This is a genomic window from Lacinutrix salivirga (genome assembly GCF_053604675.1).
In genome coordinates, this window is the sequence record NZ_JBSHNP010000141.1 from 235,858 (window position 1) to 253,224 (window position 17,367).

At 32.0% G+C, this 17,367-nt stretch carries 13 protein-coding genes and 1 tRNA gene; 9 read left to right on the forward strand and 5 right to left on the reverse strand.

Annotation, left to right across the window (positions count from 1 at the left end; all coding sequences use genetic code 11):
- Positions 1-78: 78 nt before the first annotated feature.
- A tRNA-Leu gene (locus tag ACVC5O_RS14905) sits at positions 79-160 on the reverse strand.
- A gap of 213 nt (positions 161-373) precedes the next feature.
- Between ACVC5O_RS14905 and ACVC5O_RS14910 the strand changes: the two genes are divergently transcribed.
- On the forward strand, positions 374-1,762 hold the full coding sequence (locus ACVC5O_RS14910) for a dipeptidase (protein ID WP_452222266.1): 1,389 nt from the start codon (positions 374-376) through the stop codon (positions 1,760-1,762).
- Between the two features lie 175 nt (positions 1,763-1,937).
- On the opposite strand, the gene ACVC5O_RS14915 is transcribed toward ACVC5O_RS14910, so the two are convergent.
- On the reverse strand, positions 1,938-3,308 hold the full coding sequence (locus ACVC5O_RS14915) for a M28 family peptidase (RefSeq protein ID WP_452222267.1): 1,371 nt from the start codon (positions 3,306-3,308) through the stop codon (positions 1,938-1,940).
- Between the two features lie 121 nt (positions 3,309-3,429).
- Here ACVC5O_RS14915 and ACVC5O_RS14920 point away from each other — a divergent pair, with 121 nt between their 5' ends.
- From ACVC5O_RS14920 to ACVC5O_RS14955, 8 genes are all read left to right on the forward strand, one after another.
- On the forward strand, positions 3,430-3,795 hold the full coding sequence (locus ACVC5O_RS14920; protein ID WP_452222268.1) for a BlaI/MecI/CopY family transcriptional regulator: 366 nt from the start codon (positions 3,430-3,432) through the stop codon (positions 3,793-3,795).
- A 2-nt stretch (positions 3,796-3,797) separates the two neighbouring features.
- Entirely contained in the window at positions 3,798-6,248 is a 2,451-nt protein-coding gene (locus tag ACVC5O_RS14925) for a M56 family metallopeptidase (protein WP_452222269.1), read from the forward strand.
- A gap of 132 nt (positions 6,249-6,380) precedes the next feature.
- Positions 6,381-7,481 (forward strand): DUF4407 domain-containing protein, encoded by a 1,101-nt coding sequence (locus tag ACVC5O_RS14930; RefSeq protein ID WP_452222270.1) that lies wholly within the window; start codon positions 6,381-6,383, stop codon positions 7,479-7,481.
- A 105-nt stretch (positions 7,482-7,586) separates the two neighbouring features.
- A complete protein-coding gene (locus ACVC5O_RS14935; RefSeq protein ID WP_452222271.1) occupies positions 7,587-8,546 on the forward strand; it encodes a bifunctional Delta(1)-pyrroline-2-carboxylate/Delta(1)-piperideine-2-carboxylate reductase in 960 nt (319 codons plus the stop codon).
- A complete protein-coding gene (locus ACVC5O_RS14940; protein WP_452222272.1) occupies positions 8,539-9,606 on the forward strand; it encodes a proline racemase family protein in 1,068 nt (355 codons plus the stop codon). Before ACVC5O_RS14935 ends, ACVC5O_RS14940 begins: the two co-directional genes overlap by 8 nt.
- Positions 9,603-11,603, forward strand: a complete 2,001-nt coding sequence (locus ACVC5O_RS14945) for an MGH1-like glycoside hydrolase domain-containing protein (RefSeq protein ID WP_452222273.1) — start codon at positions 9,603-9,605, stop codon at positions 11,601-11,603. The genes ACVC5O_RS14940 and ACVC5O_RS14945 overlap by 4 nt, the downstream gene beginning before the upstream one ends.
- 44 nt (positions 11,604-11,647) lie before the next feature.
- Positions 11,648-12,079, forward strand: a complete 432-nt coding sequence (locus ACVC5O_RS14950; RefSeq protein ID WP_452222274.1) for a YybH family protein — start codon at positions 11,648-11,650, stop codon at positions 12,077-12,079.
- 43 nt (positions 12,080-12,122) lie between these two features.
- Complete coding sequence (locus ACVC5O_RS14955) at positions 12,123-13,436, forward strand: S28 family serine protease (RefSeq protein ID WP_452222275.1); 1,314 nt, start codon at positions 12,123-12,125, stop codon at positions 13,434-13,436.
- 4 nt (positions 13,437-13,440) lie between these two features.
- On the opposite strand, the gene ACVC5O_RS14960 is transcribed toward ACVC5O_RS14955, so the two are convergent.
- Genes ACVC5O_RS14960 through ACVC5O_RS14970 form a run of 3 tightly spaced genes read right to left on the reverse strand, consistent with a single transcriptional unit; the run spans position 13,441 to position 17,209 of the window.
- Positions 13,441-14,661, reverse strand: a complete 1,221-nt coding sequence (locus ACVC5O_RS14960; RefSeq protein ID WP_452222276.1) for a M24 family metallopeptidase — start codon at positions 14,659-14,661, stop codon at positions 13,441-13,443.
- Between the two features lie 6 nt (positions 14,662-14,667).
- Positions 14,668-15,960, reverse strand: coding sequence for an aminopeptidase P N-terminal domain-containing protein (locus ACVC5O_RS14965; RefSeq protein WP_452222277.1), 1,293 nt, complete (start codon positions 15,958-15,960; stop codon positions 14,668-14,670).
- Position 15,961: 1 nt separating this feature from the next.
- On the reverse strand, positions 15,962-17,209 hold the full coding sequence (locus ACVC5O_RS14970; RefSeq protein ID WP_452222278.1) for an NAD(P)/FAD-dependent oxidoreductase: 1,248 nt from the start codon (positions 17,207-17,209) through the stop codon (positions 15,962-15,964).
- Positions 17,210-17,367 lie beyond the last annotated feature (158 nt).

Genomic DNA, 17,367 nt, shown 5'->3' on the forward strand with positions numbered 1-17,367 from the left:
TTGTACCTATGTTGTACCCAAACATTTTTCCGAGCTTATTTTAAATAAAAAAAGCCGAAGATTTCTCTTCGACTTTTGTACAGGCGGCGAGACTCGAACTCGCACACCTCGCGGCATTAGATCCTAAGTCTAACGTGTCTACCAATTCCACCACGCCTGCATTTTATTTTTTTAACACTAATAATTAGGTTAAATCCTAAGTCTAGCGTGTCTACCAATTCCACCACGCCTGCAACTTATTCCGATAATTTTCGGACTGCAAATATAAACAATAGTTTCAATATTCATAATATACCATCAAAGAAAATACTTTCGTTTTTGTACTTTTACATAAACTCATAAAAATTTCATTAAAAAATATAAAAACTAAACAATGAAAGACATTCAATCTTACGTAGAAAAAAATAAACAACGCTTTTTAGACGAATTAATTAGTTTACTCAAAATCCCTTCGATTAGCGCAGATTCCGCTTATAAAAAAGACACTATAAATACAGCAGAAGCTGTTGCAAAAAGCTTAACAGAAGCGGGTTGCGATGTGGTAGAAATTTGTGAAACCGAAGGCTACCCAATTATTTACGCTCACAAAATAATAGACAAAAATTTACCAACTGTTTTAGTGTATGGTCATTACGATGTGCAGCCACCAGATCCATTAGATTTGTGGCATTCACCACCTTTTGACCCTGTAATAAAACCAACCGACTTGCATCCTGAAGGTGCTATTTTTGCAAGAGGCGCTTGCGACGACAAAGGACAAATGTACATGCATGTAAAAGCAATGGAGTTTATGACTAAAACTAACCAGTTGCCATGTAACGTTAAATTTATGATCGAAGGCGAAGAAGAAGTTGGCAGTGTAAATCTCGCCAAATTTGTAAAACAAAACCAAGACAAACTAGCTAACGATGTGATACTAATTTCAGATACAGGAATGATTGCCAAAGACGTACCATCAATCACCACAGGATTACGTGGCTTAAGCTATGTAGAAGTTGAAGTTACAGGACCTAATAGAGATTTACATTCTGGTTTGTATGGAGGTGCAGTTGCTAATCCCATAAATATATTAACTAAAATGATTGCCTCATTACACGATGAGAATAACCATATTACAATTCCAGGTTTTTACGATAATGTAGAGGAGCTCTCCAAAGAAGAACGCGCAGAAATGGCAAAAGCACCTTTCTCTTTAGAGGAGTATAAAAAAGCATTAGATATAGACTCTGTTTACGGAGAAGCGGGTTACACAACCAATGAGCGTAACAGTATTAGACCAACTCTAGACGTTAACGGAATTTGGGGAGGTTACACTGGCGAAGGCGCAAAAACAGTAATTGCAAGCCAAGCCTTTGCAAAAATATCTATGCGATTAGTGCCAAACCAAGATTGGGAAAACATTACAGACTTATTTAAAAAACACTTTGAGAATATTGCACCAAAAGGAGTTAAAGTCAAAGTGAATCCGCATCATGGAGGACAAGGTTACGTTACACCAATTAACAGTATTGGCTACCAAGCAGCAAGTAAAGCTTATGAGCAAACGTTTGGCAAAACACCAATTCCGCAACGTAGTGGAGGAAGCATTCCTATTGTTTCGCTTTTTGAGCAAGAGTTAAAAAGCAAAACAATATTAATGGGATTTGGTTTAGATAGTGACGCCATTCACTCACCTAACGAACATTTTGGTGTTTGGAATTATCTAAAAGGTATTGAAACCATACCTTATTTTTATAAGTATTTTACCGAAATGAATTCTTAATATTTTTATGGTGTTACCACCTTTTGCTTTAAAGTGGCAAAAGGTGGTCGTGCCATCCATTATATCTTTATTTTGCCATATATGGCAGCAAAATAAAGGATGCCATTACTACCACTAACACGTTGCAAAAACACTAATAGAGCTCTATTTAAATTATTTTCAAATTATTTTCAACTTACTCCTTAACAACTTTATAAGTGCCAGACTTTGTGTTGGTTTTAGCTTCAATAAAATAAACACCAGCTTGTAAATTACTAATATTTAAAACTTTAAAATTGCTTTCTATCTTTGTCTTAATAAGCAATTTACCAGTAATATCGTAAATTTTTAAATCAACATTATCAGCTAAAAAAGTTTCAATAGTAAGTTGACCTTTAGTAGGATTTGGAAATATTTTAATTTCATTATCGTTAAATAAATCAACACTTAAACTATTAAAATTATAACACTCACTCACTTCTGTACAAGAGCCAGAAACAATTTCAACAGCATAATTACCAGTGTTGGTTGGTGAATACGTTTGGTTTGTGGCTCCAGAAATAGGCATTCCTGTATCACAATTTATCCATTGGTAACTTGCAGAATTTTGGTTAGCTATTAGAGAGGTACTGTTTTGTGTTACAGTATTATCTACATTAACAAGACCTGCTTTAGTAACCATGTAACCCATAATTAATTTAGAAAGCTCATGATAATAAGGGAAATTTAAAGTGTTATATCTATCGTTAGAACTATGGTAAAACGGCGTTTGATCGTTTGTTTCCCAAGATTCTCCAACCAAAACTGCGCTATAACCTCTGTTCCAAAATCTAGAATGGTCACTAGCTGTAGTTCCTGGGTTTACAACGTTTACATTTAAATTAAATCCATAAGCAGGCGTGTTTAAAATAGCTATAATATCGTCCTTCATACTCAAAGAATTAGCAATATCTCTAACATCTATATCAAAATCATTATCGTTATTACCATCGTAACCCATCATATCAATATTTAAAACACCCAAAATATTGTCTCCATTGGCTTGCGCTTGGTTAGCGTAGTAAGCAGAGCCTACCAATCCGTTTTCTTCTTCGTCCCAAAGTGCATAAACAAGGGTATTATCTAAACATTGTTTGGATAAAATTCTTGCAATCTCTAAAATTGCTGCAGTTCCACTGGCATTATCATCTGCACAGTAATCTGCTACAGAATCGTAATGTGCACAAATTATATATATATTATTTGGGTTTGTTTTTCCTATTTGTGTAGCGATTACATTTCTTCTTCCTGCTTCTCCATTAATTAATTGGTTAGTTACAGTGAGGTTGTCTAGCTTATCGAGTTTTTCGTATAAATAATCTGCGGCTAACTCATTATTAGCTTGTACTCTACTAGTAATTGTAACAGTACTCCCATTTACAATTGTAGCTTGTTCGCCAGTAAATTCTCTTAATGTTAATTGAAGCGAATCTAAATTCACTTCATTGATAACCTCTCCAATAGTTTGTCCTAATGCAGAAAACACAAAAACAAAACTCCCTAAAACACTAAAAATCAATTTTTTCATAACACAAAAAGCTGTAAACTATACTTACAAAGGTAACCGATTCGCAAAAAAAATGAATAATAATTTGTTAATTTAAAATATTGCTCTACATTTGTAGAGTACATTCTAATAATGTAGAACAATGCAATTATCAAAAACCGAAGAAGATTTAATGAACCATCTCTGGAAGCTAGAAAAAGCGTTTATGAAAGATTTGCTAGACGCTTACCCAGATCCAAAACCAGCAACAACTACTGTTGCCACCTTATTAAAACGTATGACAGACAAAGGGTTTATTGCCTATAATTTGTTTGGAAACTCAAGAGAGTATTACCCATTAGTGCAAAAAAAGGACTATTTCTCTAAGCACGTTAACGGATTAATTAAAAACTTTTTTAACGATAGTAGTACACAATTTGCTTCTTTTTTTACAAAAGAAACTAACCTTACTAAAGTAGAGTTACAAGAATTACGCGCTATTATAGATAACGAAATTAAAAACAAATAATCATGGTAATCCTGCTTTTAAAATCTGCAAGCTGTTTGGCTATTTTAATGCTATTTTACAAATTAGCTTTAGAAAAATTAACCATACATAAGTTTAAGCGTTTTTATCTTTTGGCTGCTTTAATTGCATCTGCAGGCATTCCATTTATAACATTTATTGAGTATATAGAACCTGTTGTAACTAGTAATACACTTAATTTAGGCACATTTCAAACGCCAAATCATATTCCGGAAGCTATTACCAACACTGAACCAACACATTATTTACCAATAATTTTATGGAGTATTTATGCCTTAGGTGTTTTGGTGTTTACTATTCGGTTTAGTCACAATTTATATAAAATAATTTCTAAAATTAATAGCAACGAGAAGCAAAAGCAACGTTCTTATGTTAACGTATTGCTTCAAAAATTAACAATTCCGCATACGTTTCTACATTTCATATTTTTAGATAAAAAATTATTTAAAAATAATGCCATTCCTCAGGAAGTCTTACTGCACGAGCAAACACATGCTAGGCAAAAACACAGTTTAGATATTCTATTTATAGAGGTGTTACAAATTGTTTTTTGGTTTAATCCCTTACTTTATTTTATTAAAAAAGACATTAAACTTAATCACGAGTTTCTGGCAGATCAAGCTGTTTTAAAGCAAGGTTTTGCAACCTCTAAATACCAACATACCTTGTTAGCGTTCTCATCAAACCAACAGGAGTTAGCATTAGTAAATGCAATCAATTATTCATCCATCAAAAAACGATTTACAATTATGAAAACACAAACATCAAAAAAAGCGACTTGGCTTAGAAGCTTTCTAATATTGCCATTATTAGCGTTATTAGTTTACGGATTTAGTACCACAAAAGAGGTTGAGGAAGAAATTGTTCCTAAAATGAAGTCAGACGCCAATACTATTTTAACTTCAACGCACACAGCAAGAAGCATTAACATAGAGGTATTTAAAGACGGAACTTATAAAATTGATGGAATTAAAGCTACCAAAACCAGCTTTCTAAACGTAATTAATAGATTACATCAAGACATTACACCTGAAATAAGAAACAACATCATAAATATTCATGTTAATAGTCCAAAAGACATTTCTGATAAAGAAGTATGGTTTATATTTAATTCTGTTCAAGAGTATGGCTTCCATCGGATTGTAGCTTACAATCAAGAAGTAGTTAGATCAAAAGGTAACACTCCTTTTGCAATTGTAAATACAAACCATCAAAACACAAAAATCCTAGTTAACGGAATAGAATGCGATGGCTGCCAACTTAATTTATCTAAAAAAAGTATTGAAAACCTTATACTTTCTACAACTACAAATAAAGACATTACAGCTTTCAAAATTAAATTTAAAGGTAAAAAAACAGAATCAATAAAAGGAAACAGATTAAATTCTACAGCAAGAAACAACTTAAAACAAGAAGTTAATGGATCCATCGTTCAGCTTTTTGATATTAAAGCTGGGAAACAAAAATTCTCTCCAATACTAATTACTTTAGTAGATAAAAACGATCCTAATTATTCTCATTCACCAACAGTAAAAAAGGGAGAACAATCGCCCTTACCTCCTCCACCTCCTGCTCCACCAAAAGTGAGAAAAGGTGATAAATCGAATATTCCTCCTCCACCTCCTACATCAACTCCAAAAAACGAAGGTGACACTGAGTCTGGCTACATCGACATTAATGGCGAAACACACTTTTATATTGTTTCAGATGGAAAAACAAAATATTACAATCGTTGGGGAGTTTTGGTAGATAGCAGTGGCAAAAAGATTTCCAACAAACAAACCGAAGGAGATAAAGTTGTAAAAGGACAAAACATTACTAAAGTTTATAAAGACAATAAAATAATTAGCGAATTTAAAAAAACTGGCAACGATAAGATGGATTCAACAATTCCTCCTCCTCCACCTCCAATGTCAACAATAGATCATGTGGTATTAATGGCAAAAAAAGGAGCTAATTTCTATTATAATGGAGAGTCTATAACTTCTGATAAAGCAATTGCTATTGTTAAAAACAACACTAAAATTAACATAAGTTCGCATACAGATAATGGAAAGTCCACAGTAAGCCTATCTACAAATCCAATTAATAGAAATAACAGATCTATAACCGTAGAACGTGGTAAAGCTATGGAAGAGAGAAAGCAAGCGCTAAACCAAAGAAAAACAATGAGAAAACAAGCTTTAATGGAAAGAAAGGAAGCGTTAAGAAATAGAAATAGTCGTTTACCACTTTCAGAGCGTTTTGTTGGCATGGAAGCCAATGGTACAATGTTTTATTATGAAGGCGAGAAAATTTCAGAACAAAAAGCCATAAAATTAATTGATGAAAATCCTAAATTAAATGTATCTATACATAGAGATAATAGCAAAGGCACTGTACATTTATCTAAAAAAGGAATTAAAACTATTAATGGAAAAGTGATTAAAAATTAAAATCATATTAAAAAAATTAATTCAGACCTGTTAAATTTTAAAAAATTAACAGGTCTTTTTTTGTTAAATAATGTAACAATAAACACCTTTTAGCGTTCTAATAGTCTAATCATCAATCAAAATCAACACATCATGCTAAAACAATTTTTCATTATCTGTTCTGGTGCAGACACCACAATTTTAAAAGAAGCTTCCAATGGCGAACAAAATAAATTCGCAGGTATTGGAGCCACAGTATTTTTTACGGCTTTAATGGCATTTATAGCTTCAAGTTATGCTTTATTTACTGTATTCGACAACTATTTTACTGCCATAGCTTTTGGTATAGTTTGGGGCTTACTTATTTTTAATTTAGACCGTTTTATTGTCTCCACAATTAAAAAACGAAATAGTTTTTTAGATGAATTACTACAAGCAACACCACGCCTTATTTTAGCAGTTATTATTGCTATTGTAATCTCCAAACCACTAGAACTAAAGATTTTTGAAAAAGAAATTAATCAGGTGCTTTTAACCGAAAAGAACCAAATGACTTTGGATAACAAAGATCAAATTGCATTACAATTCTCACCAAAAGAAAGCGCTTTAAATAGTGATATCGAAGCATTAAAAACTCAAATAATCACTAAAGAAAATGAAGTCAATGCGCTTTATGATATTTATATTACTGAAGCTGAAGGTACCTCTGGAACAAACAAACTAGGAAAAGGTCCTGTTTATAAAGAAAAAAGAGAAAAACACGATGCTGCTTTAGCAGAATTACAACAACTAAAAACAAACAATACCACTAAAATTGAAGCTTTAGAGACGCAATTACTTCAACTAGAAAATGATTACGCCACTCAAGTTGCAACCACGCAACCAATAATTGATGGTTTTGATGGTTTAATGGCTCGTATTACTGCACTTAACACACTGCCTTGGCTACCTTCGTTTTTTATATTTTTATTATTCTTAGCAATAGAAACCTCTCCAATAATTGCAAAATTATTATCTCCAAAAGGCGAATATGATTTTAAATTAGAAGCACAAGAAACGGCTTTAAAAACGTGGACAGAGCAACAAGTAAACCAAAGAAAAGAGTTACTTAAAGCAGACACGATACTAAATGATAAAGTGTATGGAACCATAGCCAAAGAGGAAGATCTTTTAGAGTATAAAACAAAACTAGCTCGAAATTTAATGAAAAAGCAACAGGACGCTTTTTATAGTAAACAGTCTCAGGTTTTATAGATTAAAAATCAACAGCTTGTACTAAATTATCCAAGATTAGTATAATTTTAGCAGATTCATGAGTAAATAGTGATAAAAATGGTAGTTTTTGTTACTTTTAACAGTATGGAAAATATATTGCAAATAGAAGCTAATTTTATTGAAAAAAATACGGTCTTTACAGAATTAATCCAAGAGTTAAAACAAAGCTTTTCTAATCAAGGCATTATTGTACCAATGCGTCATCATCATGATTTCCCAAATCCAGCAGTAAAAAAAGACTCTACTCTTTTATTAATGCCTGCTTGGAATACCAATGAAAATGCTGGCGTAAAAATAGTTACTGTTAGTCCAGAAAATGGTCAATTTAATTTACCATCTATTCAAGGAGTTTATATTTATATAGATGCTGTAAAAGGAAACATAAAAGCAATTTTAGAAGCCAAAAGTTTAACTGCAAAAAGAACTGCTGCAGCTTCTGCTTTAGCTTCCTCTTATTTATCTAAACCTGATTCCAAGTCTTTATTAATGCTAGGCACAGGAGCATTATCTACCAATTTAATTCAAGCGCATGCTTCTGTTAGACCTATAAAAACAGTTTATATTTGGGGAAGAAATTTTGAAAAAGCACAAGCTATTGCTTCCAAATTAAAAAATGATAAATTTACTATTCAAGCCATACCAACTATAGAAGAAAAAATTTCTGATGTAGATATCATTTCTTCAGCAACACTTTCAAAAAATCCTTTAGTTTTAGGTAAATATTTAAAAAACGGACAGCATGTAGATTTAGTTGGTGCTTATAAAGTGGACATGCGCGAAGCAGATGATGAAACTATTACTAAAGCTTCGGTTTTTGTTGATACTTTTCAAGGTGGATTAAAAGAAAGTGGAGATATTGTAATTCCGCTTCAAAATAAAACACTAAAAAAAGAAGATATTAAAGCTGATTTATTTCAATTGACTTCAAACGAAAAACAAGGAAGACAAAACAATAATGAAATAACTGTTTTTAAATCTGTTGGTCATGCTTTAGAAGATTTAGCTGCTGCAACTTATTATTATACTAAATTTAAAAATGAATAATACATACCAGAATATTCTCAACAATACCAATTTTAAAGCGCCTCAAGATTGGTTGCAAATAAAAACCATAGACATGCATACTGGAGGAGAACCATTACGAGTAATTGTAGATGGTTTTCCAGAATTAAAAGGAGATTCGGTTTTAGAATATAGAAGATATTGTAAAGAAAATTTTGATCATTTACGTACAGCTTTAATGTTTGAACCTAGAGGTCATGCAGATATGTATGGTTGTATTTTATTACCACCAAATGATGAAGAAGGAGATTTCGGAATTATCTTTTTACACAACGAAGGCTACTCTACCATGTGTGGTCATGCCATTATTGCAATTTCTACTTTAGCAATAGAAATGAATTGGATAGACGTAAAAGAAGGTGACAACATCATTAAAATTGATGCTCCTTGTGGCAGAATTACATCTTTTGCAAATGTAAAAGAAGGTAAAGTAACAGGAGTTCGTTTTCATTGTGTACCAAGTTTTGTGGTTGGTTTAAACAAGACTGTAGAAGTGGATGGACTAGGAAAAGTAACCTATGATTTGGCTTATGGAGGCGCTTTTTATGCGTATGTAGATATGGCAAAAAACAATTTTGATTTTGATTTAAGCGTTGCTTCTTACAGAAATCTAATTACCAAAGGAATGGATATTAAGCATGCTGTGATGCAATCTGATAAACATATTCTTCATCCTTTTGAAAACGATTTAAGTTTCCTTTACGGAACCATTTTTATTGATAACAACAAACAAGTTTCTGGAATAGATAGCAGGAACGTTTGCATTTTTGCCGAAGGTGAAGTCGATAGATGTCCTACAGGATCTGGAGTTTCTGGAAGAATGGCAATACATAAGGCAAGAAAAGAAATTGACTTTGGAGAAACAATGACAATTGAAAGTATTACAGGTTCTGTTTTTACAGGTTCTGTAGTTTCTGAAGAAGATTATGGACCTTTCCATGCAGTAATTCCGCAAGTAGAAGGAACAGCATATATAACAGGAAAACATACTTTTTTAATAGATCCAAACGATCCTATGAAAGATGGATTTATTTTAAGATGAAAAATGCACTAACACTATTATTTATAGTTTTCGTTTTTGGTTGCAATTCAAAATCAAAAAAAGAAACAAAAAAGGATTATCTAGTATTTAGTGAAAATATTTTAGATTATCGCGTTTCACCAAAAGACTCTGTAGATAAATCTGGTTTAATGTTTTCAGATCAAGGTGCTTGGTTTGCTTATAGTTTGCCAAAAAATTCTGGAAATTATATTGGCTTTTCTGGTCCTTTTTTAATGACGCAAGAAAATGGTGTTTGGATTAGCAAAAATTTAGCAAATATTGGTATAACACAACAATCTCAACCTATATATTTAAACAAAAGCAACTTAATCTCTCAAAAAAGTTTTGCTAGCCATTTAGAACAAATTTATCAATATAATAACCTTAATATTAAACAGGAATTGGTGTTTTTGTCTGGAAACACAGCATTTATAAGACACGCTTTTACTAATCTTGGTGAAGTTTCTCAAGAAATCTTTTTGCAAGCAAATTTTAATGTCTTTGATAACGGTTTTCTATTGAAGCAAAAATCTGAAAATGAAATTCATATTACATCTTCAAAATCAGATGCTGTTGGACTTATTATTTTACCTAAAGGAATCACTTCCACATTCATTGAAAACAAAAATGCCGAACAACAAAAAATTATTCTAAAACCTAACGAGTCTAAAAAATTTGTTATCTCACAAACTTTTATTTTTCTAGAATATAATTTAGAAACGGAAAAAGATTTAATCAAAACTTCCAATTTTGATTCAATATTACAAGCTAGAAAATCTGAAAAAAATAAAGAATTAAAAGCTTTAATTTCTAATAGAAAACCACAATTTAAAGACAGTATTTATGCTCATGTTTTAGCAAAATCGCATTTGACATTACAAAATAATTGGCGCATTGCAGCTGGCGAACTCAAGCATGAAGGTCTTTTTCCTAGTTATCATTACAAATGGTTTAATGGTTTTTGGTCTTGGGATTCTTGGAAACATGCAGTTGGCTTATCCTATTACAATACAAAATTAGCTAAAAACCAAATACGAGCAATGTTTGATTTTCAGCTTGAAAACGGATTTATAGTCGATTGTGTTTTTAGAGATACAACCATAGAACCTCATAACTTTAGAGACACAAAACCACCTCTTGCAACTTGGGCAGTTTCTAAAATTTACGAAAAAGATAAAGACCTAGAATTTGTAAAAGAGCTGTATCCAAAATTAAAAAAATACCATTATTGGTGGTACAAAGATCGTGATCATGATCAAGATGGTCTTTGCGAATATGGCTCTACAGATGGCTCTTTGATAGCTGCAAAATGGGAAAGCGGAATGGATAATGCCATCCGATTTGATACTTCTAAAATTTTAAAAAATGCAGAAAACGCTTTTTCTATAAACCAAGAAAGTGTGGATTTGAATGCCTATTTATATGCTGAAAAAATATTTTTAAGTGAATTAGCTTCTGTATTAAAACTTGATGAAGACAGTAAGCAATTTTCAATGGAAGCTATTGCGTTAAAAAATAAAATTCAAACGCAATTCTATGATACAACAGATGCTTGGTTTTACGATACAAATCTAGAAGGAAACACGTTTATTAAAGGAGAAGGAAGCGAAGGTTGGACAGCACTTTGGGCAAAAGCAGCAACACAAGAACAAGCAGAAGCTATAAAAAACAAAATGATGGATCCTGCAAAATTTTTCACTAAAGTACCTTTTCAAACTATGAGTGCTGACCATGAAAAATTCAATCCGTTAAAAGGCTATTGGAGAGGTCCAAATTGGTTAGACCAAGCATATTTTGGAGTAAAAGGTTTGCGTAATTATGGATTTAATAACGAAGCAAACCAAGCAACTATTCAATTAATTGAAGGAGCAGAAGGCGTTTTAGGCAAAGGAAAATCAATTAGAGAAAATTACCATCCAATTACTGGAGAAGGTTTAAATGCTAAAAATTTTAGTTGGAGTGCTGCACACCTCATCATGCTTTTACAAAACGATTAAAAAGCTTATATTGAAAATTAAATACAATCGTATTACACAACATCATGAAAAAAATCATTCTACTATTTTGTCTAATTAGTTTAACTAGCTGTACATCTCAAACCACAGAAAAAGAAGATAAAGACGCTATAATATCTGTTTTAAGACAGCAAGAAAAAGCTTGGACAAACAATGATATTGATGGTTATATGCAAGGCTATTGGAAAAGCGATTCTTTAAAATTTTATGGTAGTAGTGGACTTACAAAAGGTTGGCAACAAACGTTAGATAATTATAAAAAAAGGTATCCAACCAAAGACCATTTTGGTACATTAACTTTTAAAATAAATGACATTTCAAAAATTAAAGAGGAAAGTTATTGGGTTATGGGAACCTACCATTTAAAACGAAATTTTGGTGATGCAAATGGCTTTTTTATGATTATATTTAAAAAAATAAATGGTGAGTGGAGAATTGTTGCAGACACTACTTGCTAATCTTGAAATAATCCGATAAATAAAACTTAAAAAAATAACTACTATGAAATTATTTCGCTCTTATTTAATACTATCATTAGCCATATTATTTGTTAGTTGTAAGACTTCACAAGTTGCTACAAAAACACTTGCAGAAGTTTCTACTTTTGAAAAACTAGCAAGTATAAAAAACGTTGTTAGTATAGAAAAAAGAGATATTGTAAGTCATTTTGATGAAAATTACGAAATCTGGTTTGAGCAACCAATTGACCATAATGATTTATCTAAAGGAACATTTAAACAACGCGTATTTTTAGGTTTTGAAGATAAAAACAAACCTGTAATTGTAGAGCTACGTGGTTACGGAATTGGTTCTGATAGAGCTGGCGAATTAGCAGATCATTATCAAGCTAACCAATTAGCTATTGAACATAGATACTTTAATAATTCGCGTCCTGAAAATATAGATTGGAACACACTAACTGTAGAAAATGCAGCAAAAGACCAAGCTTATATTATTACTGCAATAAAAAACGCATTATATCCTGAAGCCAAATTTGTAACCACTGGAATTTCTAAAGGTTGCCAAACCACAATGGCTCACAGAAGATATTTTCCAAATACTGTAGATGCAAGTGTTTGTTATGTTGGTCCATTAAACTATCAACGTGAAGATCCAAGAGTATATTCCTTTTTAAAAAACGTAGGCACAAAAGAAGATCGAGATAAGATTACTGCTTTTCAAAAATTATGTTTTGAAAACAGAGCTGCTCTTCTAAAAATGATGAAAAATGTTGCTAAAGAGAAAGATATGTCTTGGGAGTTTGGTGTAGAAAAAGCTATTGATTATACCATACTAGAATACTCTTTTGCTTTTTGGCAATGGGGAACTCCAATAGATGCTATTCCTTCTAAAGACGCAAGTGTAGAAGCTATTTACAAACACTTAATTGATGTTGTTGGTTATGGCTTTTTTGAAGATAAATCGGTTGCAGGTTTACAACCATATTTCTGGGCTGCTTTAACAGAACAAGGCATTTATGGATATGAAACTGCACCTTTTAAAGAATATTTAAACACAGAAGAAATTTACAAATTTGATTGGGCTTTTCCTGAAGGAGTTTCTAAAAATTATAACTTGAAACCAATGCAAGACATTAAATCTTTTTTAGATACTTCAGCAGAAGACATGCTATTTATTTATGGCGAATATGATTCTTGGAGTGCTACTGCTGTTGAGCTTCCTGAAAATGCTTCGGAAAGAGAAGTGTATAAATTTGTAAACCCAAAAGGAAGTCATACCACAAGAATAAAGAGTTTTAATCCAGAAACGAAACAAAGAATCTATCTAATTATTGATAGTTGGTTATCAGAATAAAACATTATTTTTCTTCTGAATATCCAAACGGATTTTCAATGCTGTGCATTGGTTTTGTAAACCATTGTGGACCTTCATTTGTCATATAAATATGATCTTCTAATCTTATTCCAAATGTATCTGGAACACAAATCATAGGTTCATTACTAAAGGTCATTCCTGGTTCTAAAATCGTTTTGTCATTTCTAACAATATAAGGCCATTCATGAATTCCTAAACCAATACCATGTCCTGTTCTATGTGGTAAACCTGGTAATTTATACTCTGGTCCTAAACCATGAGATTCTAATACAACTCTAGACGCATTATCTACATCTGCACAAGTGTTTCCTAATTGTGCAGCATCAAAAGCAGCTTGTTGTGTTTCTTTTTCTATATTCCAAATGCGTGTTTGTTCTTCATTTGCTTTCCCAAAAACATAGGTTCTTGTAATGTCTGAAATATAATCGTGTAACAAACAGCCAGTATCTATTAAAACAATTTCGTTTTCCTCTAAATCTTTTGGTGATTTTACACCATGCGGAAAAGAGGAATCTACGCCAAACAACACGATACAGAAATACGATCCAGATGGAATTCCGTATTTAACATGTGCCTCATGAATAAAATTAGTTACTTCTTTTGCAGAAATACCTACTCTTAAAATTCTTGCTACTGCCTTATGCACTTCTAAAGTAATATTCATGGCATGTTGCATAATAGCAATTTCAGCATCAGACTTAATCATTCTACAACCTGCAGTAATAGGCTTTGCATCAATTAATGTATAGCTGTTTTGGCAACAATCAATTCCGTTTGAAATAAAAAAAGGAGTTGCTTCATCTATTGAAATTTCACCTGAAACTACTCCATTCTCTTTTAATACATTAACAAATAATTGGTATGGAGATTCATGTTCTTCCCAACATACAATCTCTCCTTCCATTAGCATAAAATCAAAAATAGTTCCTTTTTCAAATTCTGGAGCTATGTATATTAATTTTCCATTTGGAAACAATAAAGCACCAACCATGCGCTCACTAGAATTCCATTTCATTCCTGTAAAGTAGAATAAATTGGTACCAGCATGTAAATACATAGCAGGAACTTTTTGCTCTTGCATTAACAGACAAGCTTTATTTATTCTTTGTTGAAATTCTTCTTTTTGTATTGGCTGTACTAAATGTGCTAATGGTTTAATTGCCTTTAACTCTGCTTCTATGGTTGAACCTCCTATTCCTATCATTATTATTTAGTTATTCATTAAAGCTTCAATTGCATCTATTTCAATTGGCATAGCTTCGGTTAGATTGATATTTCCTGTTGTTGTAATTAGATAATTATTTTCTAATCTGCAACCAATATTTTCTTCTGGAATATAAATTCCAGGTTCGCAAGTCAATACCATTCCTGCTTCAAAAGGACGAGAATACAAACCAACATCATGCACATCTAATCCAAGATGATGAGCAGTACCATGCATAAAGTATTTTTTATACAATGGTTTTTCAGAGTCTTGCTTTGCAACTGCATCAGCATCTAACAAGCCTAATTTTATTAATTCGGTTTCAACTATACTAGCCATTTTAGATTCATAATCTAAAGAGAGTATTCCTGGTTTTAATAGTTTACTACCCTCTGTTAAACAATGTAAAACAGATGTATAAACTTCTTTTTGTCTTTTTGAAAATTTTCCGTTTACAGGAAAACATCTAGTAGTATCACTATTATAATTTGCATAGCAAACGCCAAAATCCATAAGCACCATTTCGCCATCTTTACAAACTTCATCATTGGTATTATAATGTAAAGCACAAGCATTTTTACCTGAAGCTACAATTGGTTTAAAAGCATGACGTGTTGCTCCAGATTTTATTAAATTATAGGCTAACTCTGCTTCTAACTCGTATTCTTTTATATTTGGTTTGCAAGTTTTTAATACGCGTTTAAAACTTGCAACACTTATATCTGCTGCTTTTTGAATTTGAGCGACTTCTTCTTCCGATTTAATTGGACGTAAATCTCTAGTTATTTTTGCTACTCTGTAATAATCGTGCAAAGGATATTTTTCTTTACACCATTGTATCATTCGGTCTTGTTGCGTTTCTTGATCTTTAGTTACACGCTTTAAATGTTCATTGTGTCCTAGATAAAATCCATCAGCTTCAAAAGCCATGTATTGTAAAAGCATTTCAAAATCTTGAATCCATTCTACTCTTTTAATCCCAGAAATTGCAGTTGCTTGTTCTTTGCTTAATTTTTCGCCATCCCAAATTTTTATATGTTCATTGGTTTCTTTAATAAACAAGATAGCTTTATTTTCTTTTTTATGTGCATCAGGATATAACACCAAAATGGTTTCTTCTTGGTCAATTCCTGTGAGATAAAACAGATCATTATTCTGTGCAAAACCCATAACATCATCTGCATTGTTATGCTTTACATCGTTAGACGCTAAAATAGCAATGGTATTTGGTTTCATTTTAGAAATAAAATTTTTTCTATTTCTAATGAATAATGTATTCGGAATTGGCTCGTATCTCATATTAAAATTTTCTATCTGGATGAAAGGCACTTAAATCTAAAGTAGTCTTTTTTTCTGAAATTACTTGAGAAACTAGTTTTCCTGTTGCTGGACCTAAACTCCAACCCATCATGGCATGACCAGTTGCAATGGTTAAGTTTTTACACTTTGAAGATTTGCCAATATATGGTAATCCATCTGGTGAACAAGGACGCAATCCGCAATCTGCAGACGCTTTTTCTGCTTCCGAAATAGTTAAATTCCCATAATAATTTTTCGCTGCATTAGCAATAGATTGTACTCTAACTGGATTAATTTTATGATTAATTCCTGCAATTTCCATAGTACCTGCAAAACGTGTAAAGCCTTGCATTGGAGTTACTGCAACTTTGGCTTCGCATAATATGGCTGGAATGGTAATTCCTGTTTCTCTTTCTACGTTTATTCTATAGCCTTTACCTGCTTGAATTGGTATTTGTAATCCTAATTTTTTAGTGAGTAAAGAGCTCCAACTACCTGCAGCCAAAACAACCTCATCTGCTTGTAATTCTTGTTTATTTGTAATTATTTTTGAAATGCTTCCGTTGGAAACTTCTATATCTTTTACTTCTTCATTGGCATAAAAAACAACGCCTTTACTCTTTAAATAATCTGCCATTTCAGACATGAAATCTGTTGGAGTCATGTGTGCATCAGAATCGTAATAAACTGCTCCTTTAATATTCAAATTTGCATGAGGCTCAAGAACATCCACCTCCTCTTTAGTTAGGTTTTTTACTCCTAAACCTTCTTCAATTCCGCGTTGTCCAACCTTCCATTCTTCTTCACCAACTTTATCAGATTGGTAACACATGAGCAATCCTTTGCGTTCATAGTGAAAATTAAAATCTTTGGATGCTTTTATGTCTTCGAATAGATCGCGACTTAAAAGATTAATATCTTTAATTACAGGAATTGCTTTTTCTACTTTTGAAGCTGTTGCAGATTTTTTAAACGCTAAAGTCCACTTTAAAAAATCAGCATTTAAACGAGGTTTTACATAAAAAGGACTAGACGAATTAAACATCCATTTAATGCCTTTATTAATCATTCCTGGAGCTGCCAACGGAATAAAATGACTTGGCGTAATATAACCAGCATTTACATACGATGCTCCACTTTTAAAGTTAGATTTATCAATAATAGTTACTTGATGACCATCTTTTTGTAGGTAATAAGCTGTGCTTAAACCTATGATTCCGCCTCCAATAATGATTACTTTTTTACTCATTTAATTTTTAATTAATTAAAAGGGTTGATAAATTTAATTTATTAAATCTTCTCGATACAATTTCGCTAAAAGCGAAATCACTCGAAGTGACAGCATGTTCTTACTCATTCCTAATTATAGTAGATGTTGTCACATCGAGTGAAATTCTTTTTTTTTAA